We start from the raw sequence: 22,921 nt of genomic DNA on the forward strand, positions 1-22,921 counted from the left end.
CTTACCCCTGATTCTTGCCAGGCAAACCGCGGCGGGCCTTGTGGTGGCCATAGGCGCGCGGTGGCGTGTAGTAATCGATAAATGGCACGGCGAAATTCATCAGCAGAACGCCGAATGCCACCGCATCCGGGTAATTACCCCAGGAACGGATGACGTAGATCAGCACGCCAATGCCGGCTCCGTAGATCAGCTTGCCGTGGTGACTGGTTGCCGCCGAGACCGGATCGGTGGCGATGAAAAAGGCGCCCAGCATGGTACCACCCGCCAGCAGGTGCAGGGACAGGGGCGCGTACTGGTCGGGATTGGCACCGAAGGCCAGGCTCATGACAACCAGCCCGCCGAGAAAGCCTGCCGGGATATGCCAGGTGATAATGCGCAGGAATACCAGTAGTAGACCGCCGGCCAGGAAGGCAGCGTTGACCCACTCCCAGCCCCTGGCGATGCCTTCGCCAAACGTTGGATGATTCAGAACCTCGGCGGCCGTGTGGGAGCCGATCTTGTGTTTGTATTCGTCCAGGGGGGTGGCCATGGTCCAGCCGTCAATGGCGGTCTGGGAACCAGAGAAAATCCGGGCCAGGGTCTCACCAAATCCCGGCGCGCCCTGGAATAACATCGCCGCTTCGGCCCAGTTGGTGGTCATGGCGACCGGGAAAGAAATCAGCACCAGGGCGTAGCCCACCATGGCAGGATTGAAGGGGTTGGAACCCAGGCCGCCATAGAGTTGCTTGGCAATGATAATGGCAGTGATCACGGCAATGGTGGACACCCACCAGGGTGCAAACTGGGGCAGGGAGAGGCCCAGCAACAGGCCGGTAACGGCTGCCGTATTGTCCTTCAGGAAAAACGCCACCGGTTTGCCGCGGAGCTTCAGAAACGCAGCCTCGGAGGCGAGCGCGACGACGATACACCAGACCACGTTGATCAGGTTGCCCCAGCCAAAGAATACAGTCTGGGCAAGCAGCCCGGGTAATGCCGCGATGATGACCCAGAGCATGACCCGGGACGTCGGTCGGGCGTTGTGGGCGTGGGGTGATGACTGCTGAACAAGTGCCATGGAGATCGGGCCTGGGCTCGGTTAATCGGATGTCTGGGATTCGGTGGTGCCGGCCAGGGCCTTGCGGGCGTCCGCCAGAGCCTGTTCGGCACGCTGTACGCGGTCGTGATTCTTGGCCACCGCGCGCTCAAGCTTGTCGACATTGTCCGCCTGCTGGGCCTTGGCGTCATCCAGCATGCCCTGCATGTTATCCAGTTTGGATTTGGCCTGCTCCAGCTGTTTTTCCAGCGCTTCGATGTCGGGTTTCTCCTCGCTGGTGTTTGTCTGCGCACTGGCTTCCGGACTGGCTTTGGCGGTTTTGGCCTTCTTGCGCTCCAGTGCCTGCTGGACCAGCGCGGCCTTGGCGGCACGTTCGTCAACCGCCTCACCGGCCTCGGCGGCTTTTTCAGCCTCCGCCTGCTTTTTCGCCTGGGCTTCGGCAGCCGCTTTCGCACGCTCCTTACGCCGCTGCTCCTTCTCCTGTTGCTCCCGTTCCAGGCGGGCCTGCCGGGCCTCGAAACGCTCCCGGGCACGGTCGGCCTTGATCTGCTCGGCCCGCTGGACCCGGATCTCGCCCTTGGCGTAGCGATAATACTGCACCAGGGGAATCGAGCTGGGGCACACGTAAGAGCAGGCGCCGCATTCGATGCAATCGAACAGGTTCAGGTGTTCGGCCTTCTCGAATTCGCCGGATTTCGAATACCAGAACAGCTGCTGGGGCAGCAGCTCCATGGGGCACACTTCGGCACACTGGCCGCAGCGGATGCAGGGCTGTTCCGGTGGTGGCGCCGGTAATTCGGCCGCGGTGGCGGCGATCACGCAGTTGGTGGTCTTGGTCACCGGGACTGCGGTGGTGGTCAGGGTGTAGCCCATCATGGGGCCCCCGAGCACCAGGCGGTTAACCTTCGACGATTCGAGGTTCGCCTGCTCCAGCAGGTAATCGATGGGTGTGCCGATCAGCACCTCGAAATTGCCGGGTTCACGGACGGCCTCACCGGTAATGGTCACGATCCGGGAAATCAGCGGGCTGTCGTCAAAGACCGCCCGGGAGACCGCAACGGCGGTACCGATGTTCTGGCACATGACGCCAATATCGGCCGGGATCCCGGCGCTTGGAACTTCCTGGCCGGTCAGGACCCTGATCAGTTGTTTTTCGCCGCCGGACGGGTACTTGGTCGGGATGACGGCAATCTCGATCTGTGTGCCTTCGCAGGCCTTTTGCATGGCCTCGATGGCCTGCGGCTTGTTGTCCTCGATGCCAATCACGCAGCGTTCCGGCCGCAGGATCCAGGCCATGACCTTCAGGCCGGCAACCACTTCGCCCGCCTTTTCCCGCATGGTCATGTCATCGGCGGTGATGTAGGGCTCGCACTCAGCACCGTTGAGAATCAGGGTGTCCACCTTGCGGTCCTTGGGCGGGCGCAGCTTGATATCGGTGGGGAAACCGGCGCCGCCCATGCCGGAAATGCCGGCCTCATGGATGATACCCAGCACCGTCTCCCGGTCCAGGCTGCGGTAATCCGACACAGGGTGCTGTTCCCGCCACTGGTCCTCGCCATCCGGTTTCAGGGTGATGCACCAGTCATTCATCCCCGAGGGGTGGGGGACCGGCAATTCGGCGATGCTCTCGATCACACCGGAGGTCGGGGCGTGAACAGGCACACCCATGCCAACACTGACATCGGCGATCTTCTGTCCCTTGAGCACCCGTTCGCCGACCTTTACGAGAGGTTCTGCCGGGTCACCAATGTGTTGTTGCAGCGGCAGCACCAGCCGCTCCGGTAACCCCGCGGTCCGGATCGGTCGGGAGGTGGATTGCTGCTTGTTCTCGGCCGGATGGATGCCGCCGGTGAAATCCCACAACTGAGTCATCAGGCACTGGCTCCCTGGCGGTCGGTGGCAATGATGCCGGAACGCGGTGGCGTCCACGTCCAGGTGCGGATATCCGGTTCAATAGTCACCATGTCGATGCAGTCAACCGGGCAGGGTTCGACACAGAGATCACAGCCGGTGCATTCGCTTTCGATGACGGTGTGCATGTGTTTCGCCGCGCCGAGGATCGCGTCAACTGGGCAGGCCTGGATGCACTTGGTGCAGCCGATGCACTCATCCTCGCGGATAACTGCCACGCGCCTGGCCTGCTCGACGCCGTGCTCGGCATCCAGCGGCTGGGGTTCGACGTCCAGCAGGTCGGCGAGGGCCTTGATGGTACTCTCACCGCCCGGAGGGCACTTGTTGATAGCTTCGCCCTGGGCGATGGCTTCGGCGTAAGGGCGGCAACCGGGGAAGCCACACTGGCCGCACTGGGTCTGTGGCAACAGGGCGTCGATCTGGTCGACCAGCGGATTGCCCTCAACCTTGAACCGCTCGGAGGCAAAGCCCAGCAGGCCGCCAAACACCACGGCCAGGGCCAACAGCACAGCAACGGCAATCAGAATGCCTGTCCACATAACAGCAATCGCTCCGTCAGACAGTGACCAGGCCGGTAAAGCCCAGGAATGCCAGTGACATCAGTCCTGCGGTTACCATACCAATGGCGGCACCCCGGAAGGCAACCGGAACATCGGCCACCCCGATACGCTCACGCATGGCGGCAAACAGCACCAGCACCATGGAGAAACCGGCTGCTGCACCGAAACCGTACAGGACAGACTCAACGAAGTTGTTGTTTTTATTCAGGTTAAGAAGTGCCACGCCGAGAACAGCGCAGTTGGTGGTGATCAGGGGCAGGAAAATGCCCAGAACCCGGTAGAGCAGCGGGCTGGTCTTTCGAACCACCATTTCGGTGAACTGGACCACCACCGCAATCACCAGGATGAAGGTGATGGTCTTCAGGAACGCCAGATCCAGCGGTGCCAGCAGGTAGGTGTAGGCCAGGTAACTGCATACCGATGACAGGGTCAGCACAAACGTGGTGGCCAGGGACATACCCATGGCGGTCTCCAGTTTCCCGGACACGCCCATGAACGGGCACAGGCCCAGAAACTGAACCAGCACAAAATTGTTCACCAGTATGGTACTGACCAGTATCAGCAAATACTCTGTCATCGGAGCTGCTCTTCCTCGCGCTGCCTTACATTACCCGCATGCCCGGGGTGGCGCCGGAATCCGGAGAAAGAATGAAAATTTCCTTCCCGCCCGGGCCGGCTGCCAGGACCATGCCCTCGGACATGCCGAACTTCATTTTTCTCGGTTTCAGGTTGGCCACCATTACAGTCAGGCGGCCTTCCAGATCTTCCGGCTTGTAGGCAGACTTGATACCAGCAAACACGTTGCGTTCGCCATGTCCTACGTCAAGAGTCAGACGAAGGAGCTTGTCTGCACCTTCAACATGCTCGGCTTTGACAATTTTAACGACCCGAAGGTCCACTTTCGCGAAATCACCGAATTCTATCTCATCGCCAATCGGCTCAAGATTGGCAGCAGGTTCTGGCTGACCGGTCGCTGCAGGCAGTTCCTCTTTTGAGGCATCCAGCATCTTTTCGATCTGGGCCATGTCCACCCGGTTCATCAGCGGCTTGAACTTGTTGATACCGTGGTTCTCCAGCAGTTCAGCACGGTTGTTCCAGTCCAGTTTCGCATTCAGGAACGCCTCAGAGGCCTCGGCGGTTTTCGGCAGCACCGGCGCCAGGTAGGTCATCAGGATACGGAACATGTTGATGGCATTGGTACAGATGGCCTGCAGGTTGTCGTCCTGGCCTTCCTGCTTGGCAATGACCCATGGCTGCTCATCGTTCACGTACTGGTTGGCGATATCCGCCAGTTCCATGACCCGGCGCATGGCACGACCGAATTCACGGGCCTCGAAGAACTCCTCGATCTCCTTGCCGGCCTCGATGAATTCCTTCAGCTTGTCATGCTCGGTCACCTTGCCCAGCTGACCGTCAAAACGCTTGGTGATGAAGCCCGCGCTGCGGCTGGCGATGTTCACCACCTTGCCCACCAGATCCGAATTCACCCGCGCCGCGAAATCCTCCAGGTTCAGGTCCATGTCATCGACGCTGCCGGTGAGCTTGGCCGCAAAGTAATAGCGCAGGTACTCCGGATTCAGATGATCCAGGTAGGTGCGCGCCATGATAAAGGTGCCACGGGACTTGGACATCTTCTTGCCATTGACGGTCACAAAGCCGTGGGCCCAGACCGCGGTCGGTGTCCGGAAACCGGCATCGTGCAGCATGGACGGCCAGAACAGTGCGTGGAAATTGATGATGTCCTTGCCGATGAAGTGATAGACCTCAGCCTCGGAATCCGCCTTCCAGAAGTGCTCGAAATCAATGCCTTCGCGGTTGCACAGATTCTTGAAGCTGGCCAGGTAGCCGATGGGAGCGTCCAGCCAGACATAGAAGAACTTGCCCGGCGCATCCGGAATCTCGAAACCGAAGTAGGGCGCATCACGGCTGATATCCCATTCCTGCAGCCCGGCGTCCAGCCACTCGGCCAGTTTGTTCGCCACCTGGGGCTGCAGGGTGCCGCTGCGGGTCCACTTGGCCAGGAAATCGTGGAAATCCGGCAGCTTGAAGAAATAGTGCTCGGATTCCTTCTCCACCGGCGTGGCACCGGAGACCGCGGAGCGCGGATTGATCAGCTCGGCAGGTGTGTAGGTGGCACCACAGGCTTCACAGTTATCCCCGTACTGGTCTTCCGCCTTGCACTTCGGGCAGGTGCCCTTGATGAAACGGTCGGCCAGAAACATCTCCTTCTCCGGATCGAAGAACTGGGTGATCTTCCGGGTGGCGATATGCCCGTTTTCCTGCAGCTGACGGTAGATGTACTCGGAGAAGTAACGGTTCTCCTCCGAGTGGGTGGAGTAATAATTGTTAAAGCGGATATGGAAGCCGGCAAAGTCTTCCTGGTGCTCATGGCTGATCCGGTCGATCAGCTGCTCCGGAGTAATCCCCTCCCGCTCGGCCCGCAGCATGATCGCGGTGCCGTGGGCATCGTCGGCGCAAACGTAGTAGCAGTTGTGGCCACGCATGTTCTGGTAGCGCACCCAGATATCGGTCTGAATGTACTCCAGCAGGTGACCCAGGTGGATCGGCCCGTTGGCATAGGGCAGGGCGCTGGTAACCAGAATATCGCGCTGATGCTTGCTCGCTTGCGTCATGGTGATGTCCGAACCTTCTGTTGGTAAGGGTTGGAAAGACAAAAACGGGGCCCTGGTGCAGATCCTGAATTGATTGCTCCAGGTAAAGACCCCATATGGTCAGAAACGGGCACAGATGATACCTTCCAAGCAGTAATTTTTCACCTGAAACGCCCGTTTCCGTGTTCATGAGCTTATTCCGGAGAACCCGATGACCCAGATTTCCCAGCAGGCCCTCGAAGCCGCTGTCCGCGAATACCGGGACCCCTATCTCGAAAAGGACCTGTACGAACTCGGCGCCGTCAAAAATCTGAGCGCTGACGACAGCGGCAAAGTCACCCTCATGGTCGAGCTGCCGTACCCGTCCAAAGGCATTGCCGGAGCGCTCAAACAGATCGTCACCAACGCCCTGGAAAACATCGACGGCGTTGAGAGCGCAGACGTCCACGTCGGCCAGAAGATCCACTCCTACAAAGTCCAGAAAGACATCCCGTCGGTCCCCGGCGTCAAGAACATCATCGCCGTAGCCTCCGGCAAGGGCGGCGTCGGCAAATCCACTACTGCCGTCAACCTGGCCCTCGCCCTCCAGGCCGAAGGCGCAAGAGTCGGCATCCTCGACGCCGACATCTACGGCCCAAGCATCGGCATGATGCTTGGCGTCCCCGAAGGCAAACGCCCGGATACCCGCGAAAACAAATATTTCGTCCCCATGGAAGCCCACGGCCTGCAAGCCAACTCCATGGCCTTCGTCGTCACCGAGAAAACCCCCATGGTCTGGCGCGGCCCCATGGTCAGCGGCGCCGTGATGCAACTGCTCCAGCAAACTCTCTGGAACGAACTCGACTACCTCATCATCGACATGCCCCCGGGCACCGGCGACATCCAGCTCACCCTGGCCCAGAAAGTCCCGGTCACCGGCGCCGTCATCGTCACCACCCCCCAGGACATTGCCCTGCTGGACGGCAAGAAAGGCATCGAAATGTTCCGTAAAGTCGACATCCCGGTGCTGGGTGTGATCGAAAACATGAGCGTCCACATCTGCAGCAACTGCGGCCACGAAGAACCCCTGTTCGGCCACGGCGGCGGCGAACGCATCGCCGCGGAATACGGCACCACGCTGCTGGGCCAGTTGCCGCTGCACATGACCATCCGGGAGCAGACCGACGGTGGCACTCCCTCTGTTATTGCCGAGCCGGATTCGGAAGTGGCGCGCCGTTATCGTGATATTGCCCGCCGGGTTGGGGCGGAGTTGTCTACCCGAGAGCGTAACTTGTCTGGTTCGATCTCCAGTGTTTCCGTAACCGAACACTGATAACTGCCTGATGTGTGCGGCGGTCCAGTTGGAGGCATGATCGCGGCCATAGGGGCAGCCTTCCAAAAATGTTGGAGGCCAGGGATGGCCGGAAACAAGCGCACATGGACGTGCTCGTAGCGGTTTTTGGGAGGCTGTCCCTATGGGCGCAGCCCCCAAATCTTCAGGCCGGAGCCCCAAGCCGCAGCGCCCCAAGGCATGACCTCTACACTCTTCGACAGACTCCAGGCGAACAGGTAAACTACGCCTCAATTTTTCCAGTGGAAACGAGATTTCACCAATGAGCATCAAATCCGACAAGTGGATCCGCCGGATGTCCGAACAACACGGCATGATCGAACCGTTCGAACACGGACAGGTTCGCGAAACCGAAAAAGGTCGTGTCATCTCCTACGGAACCTCCAGCTACGGTTACGACGTCCGCTGCAGCAACGAATTCAAAATCTTTACCAACGTCCACAGCGCCACCGTCGATCCCAAAAACTTCGACGACAACAGCTTCGTCAACTACACCGGTGACGTCTGCATCATTCCACCGAACTCCTTCGCCCTGGCCCGCACCGTCGAGTACTTCCGCATCCCGCGCAACGTACTCACCATCTGCCTGGGCAAGAGCACCTACGCGCGCTGCGGCATCATCGTCAACGTCACCCCGCTGGAGCCGGAATGGGAAGGTCAGGTAACCCTGGAATTTTCCAACACCACCAACCTGCCGGCCAAGATCTACGCCAACGAAGGCGTTGCCCAGATGCTCTTTTTCGAATCCGACGAAGTCTGTGAAACCAGCTACAAAGACCGGGGCGGCAAATACCTGGGCCAGACCGGCGTGACCCTGCCCAGGACATGAACGCCAACCAGTTTCTCAAAGCCGTAGCACAACTGCAGGGATGGCGTGAATGCGCCTTCCTGCTGGCTCTCGCGGAACGCTCGTTCCCGAACTATGCCCTGTTTGCCGACGCCGTTGGCCTGAAAACGGCCGCCAAGATGCGCCAGCTCCTGGACCTGGCCTGGGACATGCTCCAGAAAGAGGCCAGCGAAGCCGCCATTCCCCAGTTGCTGAGCAAACTCGAAACCCTGTCGCCCAACGTGGACGAGCACGACGCCTACGGTGTCTACCCCGCGTTCGATTTCTGCCAGTTGCTGGAACAGGCCCTGCTCAACCGCCTGAATCCCAACAAGCATCGGGCAACCGAGGCCTCCCAGCTGGCCACCGCAACGGTGATGAACTTCATCGAGATGTCCGAGGGCGAAGATCTGCCGGAAGATGAGCTGGTTCGCCTGCTCGATCATCACCCCCTGATGAAAGAAGACAAGATGTTCCAGCGGGACCTGGTGCTTGCACTGAAACGCCAGCGGGTTCCCAAGGAGTCTTTTATCGCCGAGTTGAAGGCACAAGCCGCCAACGACGGTGTCAGCAATCTCGGGATTGCCCTGGACAGCTAAACAACCCTGCTGTCCGCGCTACACTTGATGTTAAACCCGTATGTCAGCCCTGATTGGATAGAGCCATGAAACTCTCTGCTTTTGGTCGCAAATTCACCGCCGATGCCGGTATCACCTCCCTGATGGACGATCTGGGAAACGCCATGGCCTCCGGGGATGACATGATCATGATGGGTGGGGGGAATCCGGGTCATATCCCCGAAATCCAGCAGCGGGTTCAGGAAATCCTCGGAGATATGAGCCGGAACGAGGACGACGTTCGGCGTCTGGTCGGCGTCTACGATCCGCCTCAGGGCGAGAAACAGTTTATTGCCTCGCTGGCGGGCCTGCTCAACCGGGAGTATGGCTGGGGGCTCAAGCCCGAAAACATTGCCCTGACCAACGGCAGCCAGGCCGCCTTCTTCATGCTGTTCAACATGTTTGGCGGCGATTACGGCGACGGCCACCGCAAACACATCCTGCTGCCCCTGGCGCCGGAGTATATCGGTTATGCCGATGCCGGCATCGAGCCGGAACTGTTCCGGGCCGTGCAGCCGGATATCTCCTTCACCGATGCCCACGAGTTCAAGTACCGGGTGGACTTCGATGCAGTGGAAGTCACCGGCGAGACCGGGGCAATCTGCGTGTCACGCCCGACCAACCCCACCGGCAACGTCATCACCGACGGCGAACTGGCCCGGTTGGAAGTCATGGCCAGGCAACACGACATTCCCCTGATTGTCGATGGGGCCTATGGCACGCCGTTCCCGAGCCTGTTGTTTGTGGATGCACACCCGACCTGGAACGAGCAGATTATTCTCTGCCTCAGCCTGTCGAAGCTCGGCCTGCCGGCGGCACGAACCGGCATCGTCATCGCTGCGGAGCCGATCATCAAGGCCCTGTCCGGCATCAATGCGATCCTGAACCTGGCTACTGGCAGTTTCGGTGCGATGCTGGCCGAACCTCTGGTGCGATCCGGGGAAATCCTGTCCCTGAGCCGGGATGTGGTCTGCCCCTTCTACAAGGCCAAGATGGAAAAGGCAGTTGCCGCGTTCCGGGACGCCATGGGCGAGGACAGCTGCCGCTGGTATATCCACAAACCCGAAGGTGCGATGTTCCTGTGGTTATGGTTCCCGGATCTGCCCATCTCCAGTCTGGAGCTGTATCAGCGACTGAAGAGCAGGGGTGTGCTGGTGGTATCCGGCCACTACTTCTTCCCGGGCTTGCCGGAGGATGGCTGGCGCCACCGCCACGAATGCCTGCGGGTGACCTATTCCCAGGATGATGAGCGGGTGGCTGAAGGTCTCCGGATCATTGCGGACGAAGTGAAAACGGTGTGGGCCGAGGCCGGAAAGAGGGCTTAATTGCCCAGCTCTAAGTCTTGCAGGCGCAGTTCATAGCGGCTGCCGTCGGGTTCAATCTGCAGCAGGCGTGACAGCAGAAAATTCTGTCGTGGATCGAACCACATCAGGGTCTGGCGCCGGGCATTCTCGCCCCGGACCTTCTCTGCCTTGAGCAGGGTGATGGTGTCACCATTGGTGGATACCCGCTCTTCGTCGATAACGGCAAACTTTTCTTCATCGTAGTCACCGCCGTCGATCACCTGGTAGCTCATGTCCCTCATGCCGGCCTTGATGTCCTGGCGGAGCTGCAACTGGAAACCGAGCGGGTCCAGGGCGCCTTCCTTCAGGGGTATTTCAAAGCTTTTATCACGATAGCTGCCGGTGGCGATTCCCTTGTCCCAGTCGAAATCGATGGACTGTTTCCGGTCTCTGATGAAAACGCCGGAAAGGTGGTAGCGGTAACGCAAGGGGATAACCTGACCATTCTCCCATTTCAGTACCAGGGATTCATCGATGTCGGCAATAAAGGAGTCGACATCGGTACGATAAAGCCAGATGCCGTTGCCTTGGGGGGTCAGGCTGCGCACGGCGGCGCCGTTGATCTCGAGGCCCTTGTCCATGGCGGCGGTATAGCTCGCCCTGTAGGGTATCAGCTCCGAAGTCGGTTCCTGTGCCGGGGCGGCAACAGGCAGGAGCAGCAGAGCCAGCAAGGCCAGCCGACGGAGTGCAGGGGGGGTGCCGTGTCTTCTGAATAGTCCTGACATGCGCATGAGCCAAACCTTCAAACTGTCAAAGTCAGCGACAGTGTAGTCGCTCCCGGACGGCGTGAGGATGACAATCTGTTCAGTTGTCGGGTAGCCGCATCGGGGCTTTGAGGATATCGCCGTCGAACAGGATGTAGTCACTGCCCAGTTGGATGCGACCCTCGCAGAACCAGCGAATCACGATCGGATACAGGATATGTTCCTTCTCCTGCACCTTCTCCGCCAGGGATTCCGGGGTGTCGTCCGGGGCCACCTGAACTTCCGCCTGGGCGATCACCGGGCCGCCATCCAGTTCTTCGGTGACGAAGTGCACGGACACTCCGTGGATGTCATCACCCGCTTCGATGGCGCGTTGGTGGGTGTTGAGCCCCGTGTACTTGGGCAGGAGCGACGGATGGATATTGAGCATCTTGCCCCGGAAGGTGCGCACGAAGTCCGTGGTCAGGATCCGCATGAAGCCTGCCAAGACGATGAGGTCGGGGTTGTGGCGGCGAATCTCCGCCATCAGTGCGGCATCAAACTCTTCCCGGCTGTCGAAACCCTTGTGATCGACCACAAAGGTTTCGATGTTGGCCTGGGCTGCCCGCTCGAGGGCAAAGGCCCCCGGGCGGTTGGAGCCCACGGCAGTGATCTGGCCGGGAAAGTCCCGTTCCCGGCCGGCATCAATCAGCGCCTGCAGGTTGGTGCCGCTGCCGGAAACGAGTACGAGGATTTTGGGCAGTGGAGCCGGATCTGCCTTCATGCTGACAGCAGCCCTGGCGCGTAACGAACCACCGCATCTGCTTGTGCATCATCGGCGCTCTCGATAACGCCCACCTGCCAGGCCTTTTCACCCATGGCACTGAGGGTATCCAGGGCCAGGTCTTTCTGGTTGGCCGGAACACAGACAATCATACCGATGCCGCAATTGAAGGTGCGATACATTTCCTCAATGGCAACGCCGCCGGCATCTTTCAGCCAGTGGAAAACCGGAGGCAGCTCCCAGCTCTCGGTATCAATCGCTGCAATGCTGCCGTTTGGCAGTACCCTGGGGATATTCTCCGGCAGGCCGCCACCGGTAATGTGGGAGAGCGCACGGACATCCACCTCGCGAATCAGCTGCAGCAGGTTCTTGACGTAGATCCGGGTCGGAGCCATCAGAGCGTTGGCCAGAGTGGTGTCACCCATGGGCTGGTCGAGATCGGCCTTGCTCACCTCCAGGATCTTGCGGATCAGGGAGTAACCGTTGGAGTGGGGACCGGAGGAGCCCAGTGCCAGCAGCACATCGCCGGCCTGCACACGGCTGCCGTCAATGATTTCGCTGCGTTCTGCCACGCCGACACAGAATCCTGCCAGATCGTAATCTTCGCCTTCATACATGCCCGGCATCTCGGCGGTCTCGCCACCCACCAGGGCGCATCCGGCCTGCTCGCAGCCCTCGCCAATGCCCGAAACAACCTGGGCCGCCACCTCAACGTTCAGTTTGCCGGTGGCGTAATAATCCAGGAAGAACAATGGCTCGGCGCCACCAACGACCAGATCGTTAACGCACATGGCCACCAGGTCAATGCCGATGCTGTCATGCTTTTCGAGCTGCATGGCAAGGCGAAGTTTGGTGCCAACGCCGTCTGTGCCGGAGACCAGCACCGGTTCGTTGTAGCCGGCGGGGATCGCCACCATGGCGCCGAAGCCGCCAAGGCCGCCAAGCACTTCCGGCCGGCGGGTGCGGGCGGCGGTATCCTTGATCCGGTTGACGAGATCGTTACCCGCGTCGATGTCAACGCCGGCGTCGCGGTAAGTCAGGGAGGGCTTCTGTTCGCTCATGGTGATTTATGGCCATTGGCAAAAGTGGGACAGGCCGCGGATTTTAACAGCTACTCACTGTATAGGCCATGGTGTATCCTATGCGCCATCCATGCGAACACCAGGGTGATTCATGTCAGTAAAAGGACAATACTTGGCGCGGGTATCCAGGGCTGCCGTGCGGGCGGCCGTTTTGTTAATGGGCTTAGCCTTTCTGGGTGCGCCGGCTCAGGCAGTAACAGTCTCCGGGCTCTATTCCGTCGAGGTACCGGTGGACGGCTCCTCATCAGCGCAGTTGCAGCAGGGTTATGCCGAGGGGCTGCGCCGGGTGCTGGTGCGGGTCTCCGGAAGCCGGGACGTGCTGGCACGGGACGGCGTTCAGTCGGTGCTTGCCGAGGCGGAATCGCTGCTGCTTTCGTACCAGTTTCTCCGTGGAGACGACGGCGGCAACCGCTTGCAGATGTCGTTCGGGGCGGTTGGCGTAAACCGTGCCCTGGCTTCCATCGATGCGCCGGTATGGGGCGCTAACCGGCCCCTGACCCTGGCCTGGATCGCAGTCGAGGAACGGGGTTCCCGTCGCCTGATCACGGAAGGTGGCGAACCTGACCAGTGGCAGTCGGCCTTTGCGCAGGCGGCCAGCGAGCGGGGACTGCCGATAGCGCTTCCTCCCGAGAACCTCCGGGGTGACCGGGAGTTACTGTCCGAGATCTGGGGCCAGTTTGTCGGCCGTGTTCGCTCCTCCGCCCCGGACACCAGCCACGATGTGATGGCCTTGGTCCGGGTTAGCCAGAGTGGCGGCCAGTGGCGTGCCGGGTGGGTGTTTGACGGCATGGCCATGGAGGGTGGCGAGGAATCGGTCACCGCACCGAATCCGCGTGCCCTTGCCCAGGCTGTGATTGACCGTTGGGCAGACCGCTACGCCGGCCGTTATGCGGTAGCTGCCGGCGAAGTCGGTGATCTTCCCCAGGTCGATATCGTGGTGCAGGGCATCCAGTCCGTCGAGGATTACGGCAAGGTCACCGGTATTCTTGAAGGGTTCACCCCGGTTCAGGCGGTGGGCGCCTCGCGGGTCAAGGGCGATCAGCTGACCCTGCGGGTCACCTTCAGTGGCGAACTGGATCAGCTCAAGGAATATGTTGCGCTGGATCCCCGTTTTATCCCCCTGGATGCCGGTTCCTTTGTGCCCGAGCCGGAGCCAGAGAGCTCTGAGTCTCTGCCGGAGAGCCCGGAAACTCAGGGGGAGGCGGACTCCGCTTCTGAAGCCGAAGCGGCGCCGGAAACCAGGGTTGAGAGTGGTGCCGGGGCCATGGACAATGCCGCCAGTGGACAGACGGCAGATGCCGAGCCTGTTTCCGGGGACCTGCCACTGGACTCGGAGGGCGCGGAACAGGCATTCGAGTCACTGTACCAGTTGCTGTACTACCGGTGGCAGCCGTCACCAGCCATTGGAAATGGTGTAGAAGAGTAAGGCGTTACCGGAGGGAGCCTTGTGATATCGCAACGCTGGCGATGGATACCCAATGCGCTGACGTTTTTGCGCATTGTTCTGATAGCTCCCTTTGCCGGCGCTCTGTTAATGGAGAACTATCGGTTGGCGTTGCTGATTTTCTTTGTGGCCGCGGTTTCTGATGGTTTTGACGGTTTCCTGGCACGTCATTTCAACTGGCGGTCCCGCGTTGGTGCAATCGCGGATCCGTTGGCGGACAAAGCGCTGCTCCTCACCGCCTACCTGATGCTGACGCTGACTTCGGTGTTGCCGGTCTGGCTGTTCCTGGTTGTGCTGGGGCGTGACCTTCTGATTGTTGTCGGAGCGCTGGCCTATCATTACAGCATCGGGCGTTACGAAATGGAGCCGAGCGTGCTCGGTAAGATCAATACGCTGATCCAGATCCTGGTGGTGCTTTCCATCATTCTCCTGCTTGCCGATTTGCCCATGCAACCTTGGGTCCTGGATGCAGGTATCCTGCTGGTGACGGCGTCGGCCGTGATCAGTGGCGGGCATTACCTGCTGGTCTGGGGTGTACGGGCCTGGAGGGCCAAGCAGTCATGAGCGCTTCCCAGCTGGTTCTCGGGGTCAAGTTGCGGGACGACGCCCGGTTCGACAACTTCCACGGCGATCGCAACATCGAAGCCGCCCGGCGCCTGAAAGCAATCTGCGATCAGCCCGCCGGAGTGCCGGTGGTGGTGGTCTGTGGCGATTCGGATACCGGGAAAAGCCACCTGCTCCAGGCGGCCTGTCATCATGCCGAGGCCCGCGGGTGGTCCGCCGTCTGCATCAGTATCGCGGAGCTTGAGCCCTTCGGGCCCGAGGCGCTGACGGGCCTCGATAACCAGGATCTGGTCTGTCTCGATGACCTGGACCGGATCGCCGGTGATCCCGCCTGGGAAGAGGCGGTATTCCATCTCTACAACCGTATCCACGATCGCGGCGGCCTGTTGATGGTCAGCATCTCTGAAGTGCTGACTTCCCTGGGCTTCCAGCTGCCGGACCTGGTTTCACGGCTCACCCACGGACTGACCCTGCAGCTTGGTATCTACCGGGACGAAGACCGGCAGACCATTCTGCAGGCCAGGGCCGAGCAGCGCGGCCTGGTCATGAGCGACGATGTCGCCAGCTTCATCATGCGCAGGGCGCCCCGACGCCTGGGTGATCTGCTCGCCATGCTGGATGTTCTGGACGAGAATTCATTGCAGGCCCAGAGGCGGCTGACCATTCCTTTCGTCAAAACGGTCATGGGATGGTGAAGGCACCAATGGTACAAAGGATGGCAAAACGATCACGGGTTGACGGAGGAACAACATGAGACGGGTTGTATTCAATCAGAAAGGCGGGGTAGGCAAGTCCAGTATCACCTGTAACCTGGCGGCCATCAGTGCGGCCCGGGGCAAGCGTACCCTGGTCGTCGACCTGGATCCCCAGGGCAATTCGACCCATTATCTGTTGGGCAAACCGGCATCGGAACTCCGGGACACGGTGGCCGACCTGCTGGAGCAAACGGTGGCCTTTACCGTGTTCAACCGTCGCCCGGACGAGTTTGTCCATGCCACGCCCTTCGATAACCTGTTTGTGATGCCTTCAAGCCCCGAGCTGGACTTTCTGGAGCGCAAGCTTGAAGCCAAGCACAAGATCTACAAACTGCGGGAAGCCCTGAAGAAACTGGGCGAAAGTTTCGACGCCATCTATGTCGATACCGCCCCGGCGCTGAACTTCTATACCCGCTCGGCACTGATTGCGGCCCAGCGTTGCCTGATCCCGTTTGACTGTGACGACTTCTCCCGCCAGGCGCTGTACAACATCCTCAACGAGATCCGGGAGTTGCAGGAAGATCATAACCAGGATCTGGTGGTGGAGGGCATTATCGCCAACCAGTTCCAGCCCAGGGCCAGTCTGCCGAGAAAGCTGGTCATGGAACTGATCGAGGAAGGCCTGCCGGTACTGCCCGTCCGGCTGTCCAGTTCGGTCAAGATGAAGGAATCCCATCAGAGCCGGCAGCCACTCATTCACATGGCTCCGAAGCACCCGCTGACCCGCCAGTATGAAGACCTGTTCCGGGTCCTGCATGGTGAAGCGGTCGAGCTCGAGCCGCTGACCGACTAGGTATTTGCATGACTGACGAACAGAAAAAGGTTTCCCGGGTAGCGGACTGCCTGCTGCAGATCGAGATCGAACTTCGGCAACTGGAAGTCTGGGAGGGGGAGCCGCCCCCGGAGGAAGCCTTCCAGAGTGAGAAGCCGTTTTGCCTGGATACCATGGAGTTTACCCAGTGGCTCCAGTTTGTGTTCGTGGAACGGATGAAAATCCTGATCGAGAATGATCACCCTCTGCCCGAGGTGTCGGGGATTGCGCCCATGGCGGAGGAGCATTTCCGGGGCCGGCCGGAATCCGGCCACGGACTGGTCAGGGAGCTGGAGAAGATGGACAAGCTGCTGTCCGGCAAGTGAACCGGCTCAGTCCAGCCGCATGGACAGATCCACGGCCTTCAGATCCTTGGTCAGTGCGCCGATGGAGATGTAGTCCACGCCGGTCTCGGCAATGGGTACCAGAGTCTCGTCATTGATGCCGCCGGAAGCTTCGAGCCTGGCGCGGCCGGCAGTGACCTTCACGCCGGTACGCATGTCATCCAGCGAGAATTCATCGAGCATGATGATGTCGGCGCCGGCCGCCAGTGCCTGATCCAGTTCGTCCAGGTTCTCTGTTTCAACTTCCACCGGGCGGCCCGGGGCAATTCTGCGGGCTTCTTCGATGGCTTTGGCAATGGAACCGCAGGCGGAAATGTGGTTTTCCTTGATCAGGAACGCATCCCACAGACCGATGCGGTGGTTGTGGCAGCCGCCACAGGTGACTGCGTATTTCTCCGCAAGCCGGAGGCCCGGCAGGGTCTTACGGGTATCCAGGAGTTTTACCCCGGTATGGGCGACTTTCTCGGCATAGGCTGTGCAGGTGGTCGCGACTCCGGACAGGGTCTGAAGCCAGTTCAGGGCCGTGCGCTCGGCGGTGAGCAGGCTGCGGGCGGCGCCTTCCATGGTGAACAGGATCTGATCCGGGCTGACCCGGTCACCGTCATTGGCCTGCCACAAAAGGGTCACCTGAGGATCCACCTGGCGGAACACCTCATCGACCCACTCCCGGCCAGCCAGGGTGGCGGCTTCCCGGGTAATCACCCGGCCGGTAGCGAGTTTGTCGGCTGGAATCAGTCTGGCCGTGATGTCACCATCACCGATGTCTTCCCGCAGGCTTTGGGCAACGGATTCGATTCTGGACTGGCGCAGGAGTTCGGCAGGGAGCATGGTGTCGGGTCCGGTCTGGTCATGGGAAAAGAAAACTGGCGCACGATTCTAAAGCCATGTCTGGCAATCACCAAATGTGAGCGGTGTCACGTTTGCTCCGCGGATGGCTCCTCTGCGACACAATTGGTGACAAAATCTGACAGAATCTGACGCTAAGAGCTTCTATTATAGTAACTTATACACACGGACACTCGACAATCCATGACCCCGGAGTTAGGCAATGGCGCAGGATAACAAGGTAGTCAGCTTTCAGGACAGGAAGCAGGCGGGCCAGTTCTCGTTACCACCTGCGCTGATCCGTTTGCGGGATGCTTCGGGCCGGGAACTGAAATCCGTCCTCAACGAATTCTTTGACCGCTCTGACGATGCCCTGTTCGAGCTGGCCGATCGGGCCGGCAACGAACACGGCCAGCTTGCCTATTTTGACGCCATGCGGGAGCTCCGTCTGCGTCGCAAGTCCATCTCCGTGTCGATCCTGCAGTATGTCTCCCGGGCTTTCAACGAAATTGGCCGGTTCCGTCCCCATGTTGCAAAGGGAGACCTGGAGGAGATCGACCAGGACAATCTGAGCCTGATGGACCACGGTGAACTCGAGCAACAGGTTGCCATCGAGAACCTGATCAACAAGCTGCGCAATCGCTACGCCGACGCCATCCGGCTTTTGACGGTCAGAGTCAATCATCTGGTGCCTGCCATCGAGCTCTCCGACAGCCAGATGCCACTGAGCCCCGAAGTCATTTGTGGCGGTGTCAGCGAGGCCTGCGCCGACCTGGATATCGATATCCGTGCCAAGCTGGTGGTACTCAAGCTTTTCGACAAGCTGCTGGCGGATATCCTGGCCAATTTCTACCAGCAGGCCAACAAGACCCTGATCGACGAGGGCGTGCTTGCCGACATGAAGCGTCCCCCGGTGCCAGGTTCCAAATCCGGCTCCGCCGGGAAATCCTCCGATGCCAAGACCGGTCAGGCGCAACAACCGGCGGCGGATACGAGCGCTGGAGAAAACGGAGGCGGTGCGACCTTCTCCGAGCTGAGTGCGCTGCTGCGCCAGGGTGGTGACGCTTCCGGTGCCGGTGCGGGGCAGTCCGGAGTGGCCTTTCTGGACACCGAGGCTTTGATGTCCAAGCTCAGCCAGGTGCAGGTTCAGGCGGTAAGCTGGGATGCGGAACAGGTGGTGCCACTCCGGGACCAGATTCTGCTGGTGCTGAAGACCGATGACGGCAAGCCGATGCAGGTCGGCCAGATGGACGACGATGTGATCAACCTCGTGTCGATGCTGTTTGATTTTATCCTCGAGGACCGGCAGCTGCATGCGGTGATGAAAGCCCTGATTTCCCGTCTCCAGATCCCGGTCCTCAAGGTCGCCCTCAGCGACCCGAATTTCTTCAACCGGGGTGGGCATCCGGTGCGCAAGCTGCTCAACGATATGGCTCTGTCAGCCATTGGTTGGACAGAGAAAAGACCGGGGCAGCGGGACCCTTTGCGGGAGAAGATCGAGTACATTGTCGACCGGATCTTGAATGAGTTCACCACCAATGTGTCCCTGTTTGAAGAACTGCTCCAGGACTTCAGTCATTTCATGGATCTGGATCGTCGCCGCCGGGAACTGGTGGAGCAACGCCTCAGGGACGCCGAGGAAGGCCGGGCACGTCAGGAGCGGGCCAATGCAATGGTCGAATCCATGGTGTCCGGAGTGGCGAATAACAGGGAGATCCCAGAGCCCGTAATGGCGCTGCTCGAGCAACCCTGGACCCGTTACCTGCAATGGCTCTACCTGCGCCAGGGGGAGCAGAGTGAAGCCTGGCAGAAAGCACAGGAATTCACTGAGCGCCTGGTGTGGAGTGTTGACCCGAGACCGGTCACGGAAACTACGCGAAGCGATCTTTTGCGGGCCATTCCCGCAATCGTGGACAAGTTCCGCAAGGCCATGCAGGAAATTTCATGGGATCCCTTTGCCACGGATTCCGCAATCCGGGACCTGGAACTGGCCCATGTGGACGTTTTCCAGCGCCTCGTCACCGCTGTCCCGCATCCCGAAGCCCCTGTCGAGCGTCAGGAGGCTTCCCGGGAAGAGGTGTTGCCCGAGTCCGCGATCCCCGACGACGATGTCGCTGATGAAGAGTCGGGTGTCGACGCAGAATGGCTCGCCCGGGCGGACAGCCTGAGAGTCGGCTCCTGGATTGAACTGAACCGCGATGACAACAGGACCCGCTGCAAGCTGGCAGCCTTTATCAAGGCCACCGGCAAGTACATTTTCGTCAACCGCAGTGGCGCAAAAGTGGCAGAATACCAACGGGAAGATCTGGCCCGGGCCATGGCCGCCGGCGAGATCGGAATGCTGGATGACGGCCTGATCTTTGACCGGGCCCTGGAGTCGATCATCGATAACCTGCGCAGCAGCCGAAAAGACTGATGATTTCAGAGCGGAGGATTGCCAGCCTCAGGGAAACCGGGCGCCTTTCAGGGGCCAGGTGGTGCCCTTCGCCCAACTACGGCCCAAGGCCGGAAGGGGCCGATATCAGTTTGCTGGTTGTTCACAACATCAGCCTGCCGCCGGGGCAGTTCGGCGGCCCCGAGATCGAGAATTTCTTCTGTAACCGGCTGGATCCGGCCGCGCACCCTTATTTTGAAACCATTGCCGAAATCCAGGTGTCCGCCCATGCGCTGATTCGCCGGGATGGCGAGATAGTGCAGTTTGTCAGCCTGTTGGACCGGGCCTGGCATGCCGGGCGATCCTGCTTTGACGGCCGTGAGGAGTGTAATGATTTTTCCATCGGCATCGAGCTTGAGGGGGCTGACGATATCCCCTATGCCGAGGCCCAATACCGGGCATTGGCGGGTATTGCCCACCAGGTGATGATGGCCTGGCCTGAGATCGATGCCCGCCGTATCACCGGCCACAGCGATATCGCGCCCGGCCGCAAGACCGATCCCGGTCCGGCCTTTGACTGGCAGTATTTCATGGCCTGCCTGGACACCCGTTCCGGATCCGGGGAGCTCGCCTGATGGTGCTGATTGTTTTCCTGCTGGCTTACCTGGCGCGCCGGAAACTCGATAGTTCGGGACATTTCTCCGGGGATGCCCTGTGGCGGGCGTGGTTTCACCGGGGCAGTCGGGTTCATGCCGGTGCGGAAACCAGTGTTGGCGGCGGACTGGCACTGGTACTGCTGCCGGCGTTCCTCTGTGGTTTGCTGGAGTATCTGCTGACCGGGTACGGATTGCGCTGGCTGGTCTATCCCGTGGAGTTCATCGTGCTGGTTGCGATGATGGGAGCACCGGGCTGGAAACAGGTGTTGCGGGCCTATTCCGATGCCTGGAGCCGGGATGACATGCAGGGCGCCTGGCACCATGTCCGGGACTGGTTGCCGGTGGAGGAGCGCCGGGAAGACAGCTCTGCCGAAAGCATGCACCTGTCAGTGTCCCGGGCCTTCATGGTATCGATTTTTGAACGCTATTTTCTGGTGGCCTTCTGGTTCGTGGTTGGCGGTATGCCTGCCGCAATTCTGGCCCGGGGCATGGTTGCCCTGGCGGAACAATGGCCCCAGGCGGCGGCGCGGCCCCGGTTTGTCCGGTGGGCCGAATGGCTGGCGTGGATTCCTGCGCGTGTGGTCTCGATTACTTTCGGGATTGCCGGTGACCTTGCCGGCTGGCTCAGTGAGGCGCAGGGCCTGTTGTTGGCCTTTCGCAAGCCGGCCGGGGAGCTACTGGCCGAATCGGCGAACAGCGCCTTGACCGGTTATGCGCTTGACCCGGAACGGTTCCTGAAAGTGCACCAGGATGAATGGTCCCGGTTCGGCTCAGCCAGCCTGGGCGCAGTCCGGGACCTGCTCAATCGAACCATGCTGGTATGGCTGTGTGCGGTGGCGGTGCTGGTCATTGCCGGCGTCGTCTGATCTGATCCGATCGAAAAAATCCGGCCCTCAGAGGCCGGATTTTTTTTGTTCCCAGAGAATCTCCTCACCGCCACCCCGGCGGGCGAGTACCCGTGCGATGACAAACAACAGGTCTGACAGCCGGTTGAGGTAATGGCGTGACGCCGTGTTGATGGAATCCTCGTGCCCGAGCGCCACAACTACCCGTTCGGCCCGGCGGCAAACGGCCCGGGCGAGGTGGCATTGGGCCGCGGCAGGTGTTCCTCCGGGAAGTACGAAATTCTTCAGCGGTGGCAAATGTTCATTGTGCCGGTCCAGGGTTTCCTCGAGCCACTGGATGTGGTCATCCCCGATAACCCGGCTCCCGGGAATGGCAAACTCCCCACCGAGATCGAACAGGTGATGCTGGATACGGCGCAGGGATGCGATCAGCTCGTCCTCCTGGTCCAGGGTCTCGATCAGCAGGCCGATGTGGCAGTTGAGTTCGTCGGCGGTACCCATGGCCTCGACCCGTTGGGCGTTCTTGGCGATGCGATTGCCGTCTGCCAGGCCGGTGGAACCGTCATCTCCGGTGCGGGTGTAGATCTTCGAAAGGCGGTTGCCCATCAGGAAACTCCTCTGACTCTTAATGTGGCGACAGTTGTTTTACCTTGTCCGTCAGCAATTGGTTCACCGGTGTCGGGATATCAAGGCGCCGGCCGAGCTGGACCAGGTACCCGTTAATGAAGTCGATCTCTGTTTTCCGTCCGTTCAGGATATCACCGCGCATGGACGAGGTGTTCCGTGCAGTGTTGCGCGCGACGGTCTCGATTCGCTGGCGCAACTCCCCGGGCGTGGGATTGTCGATGCCCTCGGCGGCCATCAGCCCGGCTATTTCGTTGCACAGCGGGTCGATGTGACTCAGGAAAAAATCGTTGGCCAGGATGTCGCCGTTGGGGCAATCGAGGATGGCGGTAAAAGCATTGATACCGGCGTTGACCACCAGTTTCTGCCAGAGCCGGGGGAGGATCTGGACATCGGCATGGACCACGAGACCGGTTGTCGCCAGTTGTGAGACCGCGCCGGCAAGCTTTGGCCGTGCGGCGGGGGTCAGTGGGCCGACCCAGGTTTCTCCGGTACCGGCGTGAACCACCCGATTCGGTTCCGGCCGGTTGGCACCCTCGGTGGTGGAGGCAGCCAGAATGGGATGTTCCGGCCAGGCATTCGCCACCGCCTGCTGGCTGCCAAGTCCGTTCTGGAACAGCACGACGGGGACCGATGCCGGTATCCGGGCCAGCCAGTGTTGGAGGGCGTCGACGGTGTCGCCGGCCTTGGTGGTGACCAGCAGCAAGCTCAGGCCATCCGGGGATTGAAGCCAGGGCAGGGCCATGGTGCGATGGCTGCCCCGGATTGATTCGAAGGTATAGCTGAGGATGGCCGCGCCCGGATCTGCGTCCGGCCGCGGCAGGAAGGCAGCCTGGCCCTGCGGAAGCAGGGCGGCCCAGAGCCGCCCCAATGAGCCTGCGCCCAGGATGCCGATCAT

23 protein-coding genes are annotated in these 22,921 nt (G+C 60.4%); 12 read left to right on the plus strand and 11 right to left on the minus strand.

The window, feature by feature from the left end; all coding sequences use genetic code 11:
• Position 1: 1 nt before the first annotated feature.
• From rsxD to metG, 5 genes are read right to left on the minus strand one after another with little or no spacing between them, the layout of a single operon-like run.
• Complete coding sequence (rsxD, locus tag DET50_RS07215) at positions 2 to 1,054, minus strand: electron transport complex subunit RsxD (RefSeq protein ID WP_113862201.1); 1,053 nt, start codon at positions 1,052 to 1,054, stop codon at positions 2 to 4.
• Positions 1,055 to 1,075: 21 nt separating this feature from the next.
• On the minus strand, positions 1,076 to 2,905 hold the full coding sequence (rsxC, locus tag DET50_RS07220; protein ID WP_113862202.1) for an electron transport complex subunit RsxC: 1,830 nt from the start codon (positions 2,903 to 2,905) through the stop codon (positions 1,076 to 1,078).
• A complete protein-coding gene (gene rsxB / locus DET50_RS07225; protein ID WP_113862203.1) occupies positions 2,905 to 3,483 on the minus strand; it encodes an electron transport complex subunit RsxB in 579 nt (192 codons plus the stop codon). The genes rsxC and rsxB overlap by 1 nt, the downstream gene beginning before the upstream one ends.
• Positions 3,484 to 3,499: 16 nt before the next feature.
• The gene (rsxA, locus tag DET50_RS07230; RefSeq protein WP_113862204.1) at positions 3,500 to 4,081 is read right to left on the minus strand and encodes an electron transport complex subunit RsxA; all 582 of its coding nucleotides are present in this window, start codon (positions 4,079 to 4,081) and stop codon (positions 3,500 to 3,502) included.
• 25 nt (positions 4,082 to 4,106) lie between these two features.
• Positions 4,107 to 6,137 (minus strand): methionine--tRNA ligase, encoded by a 2,031-nt coding sequence (metG, locus tag DET50_RS07235; protein WP_113862205.1) that lies wholly within the window; start codon positions 6,135 to 6,137, stop codon positions 4,107 to 4,109.
• 190 nt (positions 6,138 to 6,327) lie between these two features.
• Between metG and apbC the strand changes: the two genes are divergently transcribed.
• The 4 genes from apbC to DET50_RS07255 all read left to right on the plus strand — a co-directional run bounded on the left by apbC (position 6,328) and on the right by DET50_RS07255 (position 10,214).
• Positions 6,328 to 7,428, plus strand: coding sequence for an iron-sulfur cluster carrier protein ApbC (gene apbC / locus DET50_RS07240; protein WP_113862206.1), 1,101 nt, complete (start codon positions 6,328 to 6,330; stop codon positions 7,426 to 7,428).
• A gap of 280 nt (positions 7,429 to 7,708) precedes the next feature.
• Entirely contained in the window at positions 7,709 to 8,275 is a 567-nt protein-coding gene (gene dcd, locus DET50_RS07245; protein ID WP_092002980.1) for a dCTP deaminase, read from the plus strand.
• A complete protein-coding gene (locus DET50_RS07250) occupies positions 8,272 to 8,871 on the plus strand; it encodes a YjaG family protein (RefSeq protein ID WP_113862207.1) in 600 nt (199 codons plus the stop codon). The genes dcd and DET50_RS07250 overlap by 4 nt, the downstream gene beginning before the upstream one ends.
• A gap of 65 nt (positions 8,872 to 8,936) precedes the next feature.
• Positions 8,937 to 10,214 (plus strand): valine--pyruvate transaminase, encoded by a 1,278-nt coding sequence (locus tag DET50_RS07255; RefSeq protein ID WP_113862208.1) that lies wholly within the window; start codon positions 8,937 to 8,939, stop codon positions 10,212 to 10,214.
• Here DET50_RS07255 and DET50_RS07260 read toward each other — a convergent pair.
• The 3 genes from DET50_RS07260 to purM form a co-directional block, all read right to left on the minus strand.
• Complete coding sequence (locus tag DET50_RS07260; RefSeq protein ID WP_113862352.1) at positions 10,211 to 10,957, minus strand: DUF3108 domain-containing protein; 747 nt, start codon at positions 10,955 to 10,957, stop codon at positions 10,211 to 10,213. The two genes, DET50_RS07255 and DET50_RS07260, sit on opposite strands and share 4 nt — an antisense overlap.
• A 79-nt stretch (positions 10,958 to 11,036) precedes the next feature.
• Complete coding sequence (gene purN, locus DET50_RS07265; RefSeq protein ID WP_113862209.1) at positions 11,037 to 11,699, minus strand: phosphoribosylglycinamide formyltransferase; 663 nt, start codon at positions 11,697 to 11,699, stop codon at positions 11,037 to 11,039.
• Positions 11,696 to 12,760 (minus strand): phosphoribosylformylglycinamidine cyclo-ligase, encoded by a 1,065-nt coding sequence (gene purM / locus DET50_RS07270; RefSeq protein ID WP_113862210.1) that lies wholly within the window; start codon positions 12,758 to 12,760, stop codon positions 11,696 to 11,698. Before purM ends, purN begins: the two co-directional genes overlap by 4 nt.
• A 133-nt stretch (positions 12,761 to 12,893) precedes the next feature.
• On the opposite strand from purM, the gene DET50_RS07275 reads away from it, so the two are divergent.
• The 5 genes from DET50_RS07275 to DET50_RS07295 are packed head-to-tail and all read left to right on the plus strand — an operon-like array spanning position 12,894 to position 16,681.
• Positions 12,894 to 14,207, plus strand: coding sequence for a DUF2066 domain-containing protein (locus DET50_RS07275; RefSeq protein ID WP_258546074.1), 1,314 nt, complete (start codon positions 12,894 to 12,896; stop codon positions 14,205 to 14,207).
• A 21-nt stretch (positions 14,208 to 14,228) separates the two neighbouring features.
• Positions 14,229 to 14,789 (plus strand): CDP-alcohol phosphatidyltransferase family protein, encoded by a 561-nt coding sequence (locus tag DET50_RS07280; protein WP_113862212.1) that lies wholly within the window; start codon positions 14,229 to 14,231, stop codon positions 14,787 to 14,789.
• The gene (gene hda / locus DET50_RS07285) at positions 14,786 to 15,484 is read left to right on the plus strand and encodes a DnaA regulatory inactivator Hda (protein ID WP_113862213.1); all 699 of its coding nucleotides are present in this window, start codon (positions 14,786 to 14,788) and stop codon (positions 15,482 to 15,484) included. The genes DET50_RS07280 and hda overlap by 4 nt, the downstream gene beginning before the upstream one ends.
• Positions 15,485 to 15,539: 55 nt before the next feature.
• Positions 15,540 to 16,337: a ParA family protein gene (locus tag DET50_RS07290; RefSeq protein WP_113862214.1), complete on the plus strand. Its 798-nt coding sequence runs from the start codon at positions 15,540 to 15,542 to the stop codon at positions 16,335 to 16,337.
• An 8-nt stretch (positions 16,338 to 16,345) separates the two neighbouring features.
• Complete coding sequence (locus DET50_RS07295; protein ID WP_113862215.1) at positions 16,346 to 16,681, plus strand: YqcC family protein; 336 nt, start codon at positions 16,346 to 16,348, stop codon at positions 16,679 to 16,681.
• A 6-nt stretch (positions 16,682 to 16,687) separates the two neighbouring features.
• Here the strand turns inward: DET50_RS07295 and nadC are convergent, their stop codons facing one another.
• Positions 16,688 to 17,527, minus strand: coding sequence for a carboxylating nicotinate-nucleotide diphosphorylase (gene nadC / locus DET50_RS07300; RefSeq protein WP_113862216.1), 840 nt, complete (start codon positions 17,525 to 17,527; stop codon positions 16,688 to 16,690).
• A 220-nt stretch (positions 17,528 to 17,747) separates the two neighbouring features.
• Between nadC and DET50_RS07305 the strand changes: the two genes are divergently transcribed.
• Genes DET50_RS07305 through DET50_RS07315 form a run of 3 tightly spaced genes read left to right on the plus strand, consistent with a single transcriptional unit; the run spans position 17,748 to position 21,420 of the window.
• Entirely contained in the window at positions 17,748 to 19,940 is a 2,193-nt protein-coding gene (locus DET50_RS07305) for a DUF1631 domain-containing protein (RefSeq protein WP_113862217.1), read from the plus strand.
• A complete protein-coding gene (gene ampD, locus DET50_RS07310; RefSeq protein WP_113862218.1) occupies positions 19,940 to 20,533 on the plus strand; it encodes a 1,6-anhydro-N-acetylmuramyl-L-alanine amidase AmpD in 594 nt (197 codons plus the stop codon). The genes DET50_RS07305 and ampD overlap by 1 nt, the downstream gene beginning before the upstream one ends.
• Positions 20,533 to 21,420, plus strand: a complete 888-nt coding sequence (locus DET50_RS07315) for a histidine kinase (protein ID WP_113862219.1) — start codon at positions 20,533 to 20,535, stop codon at positions 21,418 to 21,420. The genes ampD and DET50_RS07315 overlap by 1 nt, the downstream gene beginning before the upstream one ends.
• Positions 21,421 to 21,447: 27 nt before the next feature.
• Here DET50_RS07315 and DET50_RS07320 read toward each other — a convergent pair whose 3' ends face one another.
• Both DET50_RS07320 and DET50_RS07325 read right to left on the minus strand, forming a co-directional pair.
• Positions 21,448 to 22,005, minus strand: coding sequence for a cob(I)yrinic acid a,c-diamide adenosyltransferase (locus DET50_RS07320; protein WP_113862220.1), 558 nt, complete (start codon positions 22,003 to 22,005; stop codon positions 21,448 to 21,450).
• 19 nt (positions 22,006 to 22,024) lie between these two features.
• Positions 22,025 to 22,921, minus strand: coding sequence for a ketopantoate reductase family protein (locus DET50_RS07325; RefSeq protein ID WP_113862221.1), 897 nt, complete (start codon positions 22,919 to 22,921; stop codon positions 22,025 to 22,027).

This window comes from Marinobacter pelagius, assembly GCF_003315345.1.
Classification (GTDB): Bacteria; Pseudomonadota; Gammaproteobacteria; order Pseudomonadales; family Oleiphilaceae; genus Marinobacter; species Marinobacter pelagius_A.

Bases quoted from the DNA above. Each gene is read 5' to 3' on its own strand.
- DET50_RS07290 (WP_113862214.1), top strand. From the start codon at position 15,540: ATGAGACGGGTTGTATTCAATCAGAAAGGCGGGGTAGGCAAGTCCAGT.
- rsxC (WP_113862202.1), bottom strand. From the start codon at position 2,905: ATGACTCAGTTGTGGGATTTCACCGGCGGCATCCATCCGGCCGAGAAC.
- DET50_RS07305 (WP_113862217.1), top strand. From the start codon at position 17,748: ATGGCGCAGGATAACAAGGTAGTCAGCTTTCAGGACAGGAAGCAGGCG.
- apbC (WP_113862206.1), top strand. From the start codon at position 6,328: ATGACCCAGATTTCCCAGCAGGCCCTCGAAGCCGCTGTCCGCGAATAC.
- purM (WP_113862210.1), bottom strand. From the start codon at position 12,760: ATGAGCGAACAGAAGCCCTCCCTGACTTACCGCGACGCCGGCGTTGAC.
- rsxA (WP_113862204.1), bottom strand. From the start codon at position 4,081: ATGACAGAGTATTTGCTGATACTGGTCAGTACCATACTGGTGAACAAT.
- DET50_RS07315 (WP_113862219.1), top strand. From the start codon at position 20,533: ATGGTGCTGATTGTTTTCCTGCTGGCTTACCTGGCGCGCCGGAAACTC.
- DET50_RS07325 (WP_113862221.1), bottom strand. From the start codon at position 22,921: ATGATCGGCATCCTGGGCGCAGGCTCATTGGGGCGGCTCTGGGCCGCC.
- hda (WP_113862213.1), top strand. From the start codon at position 14,786: ATGAGCGCTTCCCAGCTGGTTCTCGGGGTCAAGTTGCGGGACGACGCC.
- DET50_RS07295 (WP_113862215.1), top strand. From the start codon at position 16,346: ATGACTGACGAACAGAAAAAGGTTTCCCGGGTAGCGGACTGCCTGCTG.
- metG (WP_113862205.1), bottom strand. From the start codon at position 6,137: ATGACGCAAGCGAGCAAGCATCAGCGCGATATTCTGGTTACCAGCGCC.
- rsxB (WP_113862203.1), bottom strand. From the start codon at position 3,483: ATGTGGACAGGCATTCTGATTGCCGTTGCTGTGCTGTTGGCCCTGGCC.
- purN (WP_113862209.1), bottom strand. From the start codon at position 11,699: ATGAAGGCAGATCCGGCTCCACTGCCCAAAATCCTCGTACTCGTTTCC.
- DET50_RS07255 (WP_113862208.1), top strand. From the start codon at position 8,937: ATGAAACTCTCTGCTTTTGGTCGCAAATTCACCGCCGATGCCGGTATC.
- DET50_RS07320 (WP_113862220.1), bottom strand. From the start codon at position 22,005: ATGGGCAACCGCCTTTCGAAGATCTACACCCGCACCGGAGATGACGGT.
- rsxD (WP_113862201.1), bottom strand. From the start codon at position 1,054: ATGGCACTTGTTCAGCAGTCATCACCCCACGCCCACAACGCCCGACCG.
- DET50_RS07250 (WP_113862207.1), top strand. From the start codon at position 8,272: ATGAACGCCAACCAGTTTCTCAAAGCCGTAGCACAACTGCAGGGATGG.
- ampD (WP_113862218.1), top strand. From the start codon at position 19,940: ATGATTTCAGAGCGGAGGATTGCCAGCCTCAGGGAAACCGGGCGCCTT.
- DET50_RS07260 (WP_113862352.1), bottom strand. From the start codon at position 10,957: ATGTCAGGACTATTCAGAAGACACGGCACCCCCCCTGCACTCCGTCGG.
- nadC (WP_113862216.1), bottom strand. From the start codon at position 17,527: ATGCTCCCTGCCGAACTCCTGCGCCAGTCCAGAATCGAATCCGTTGCC.
- dcd (WP_092002980.1), top strand. From the start codon at position 7,709: ATGAGCATCAAATCCGACAAGTGGATCCGCCGGATGTCCGAACAACAC.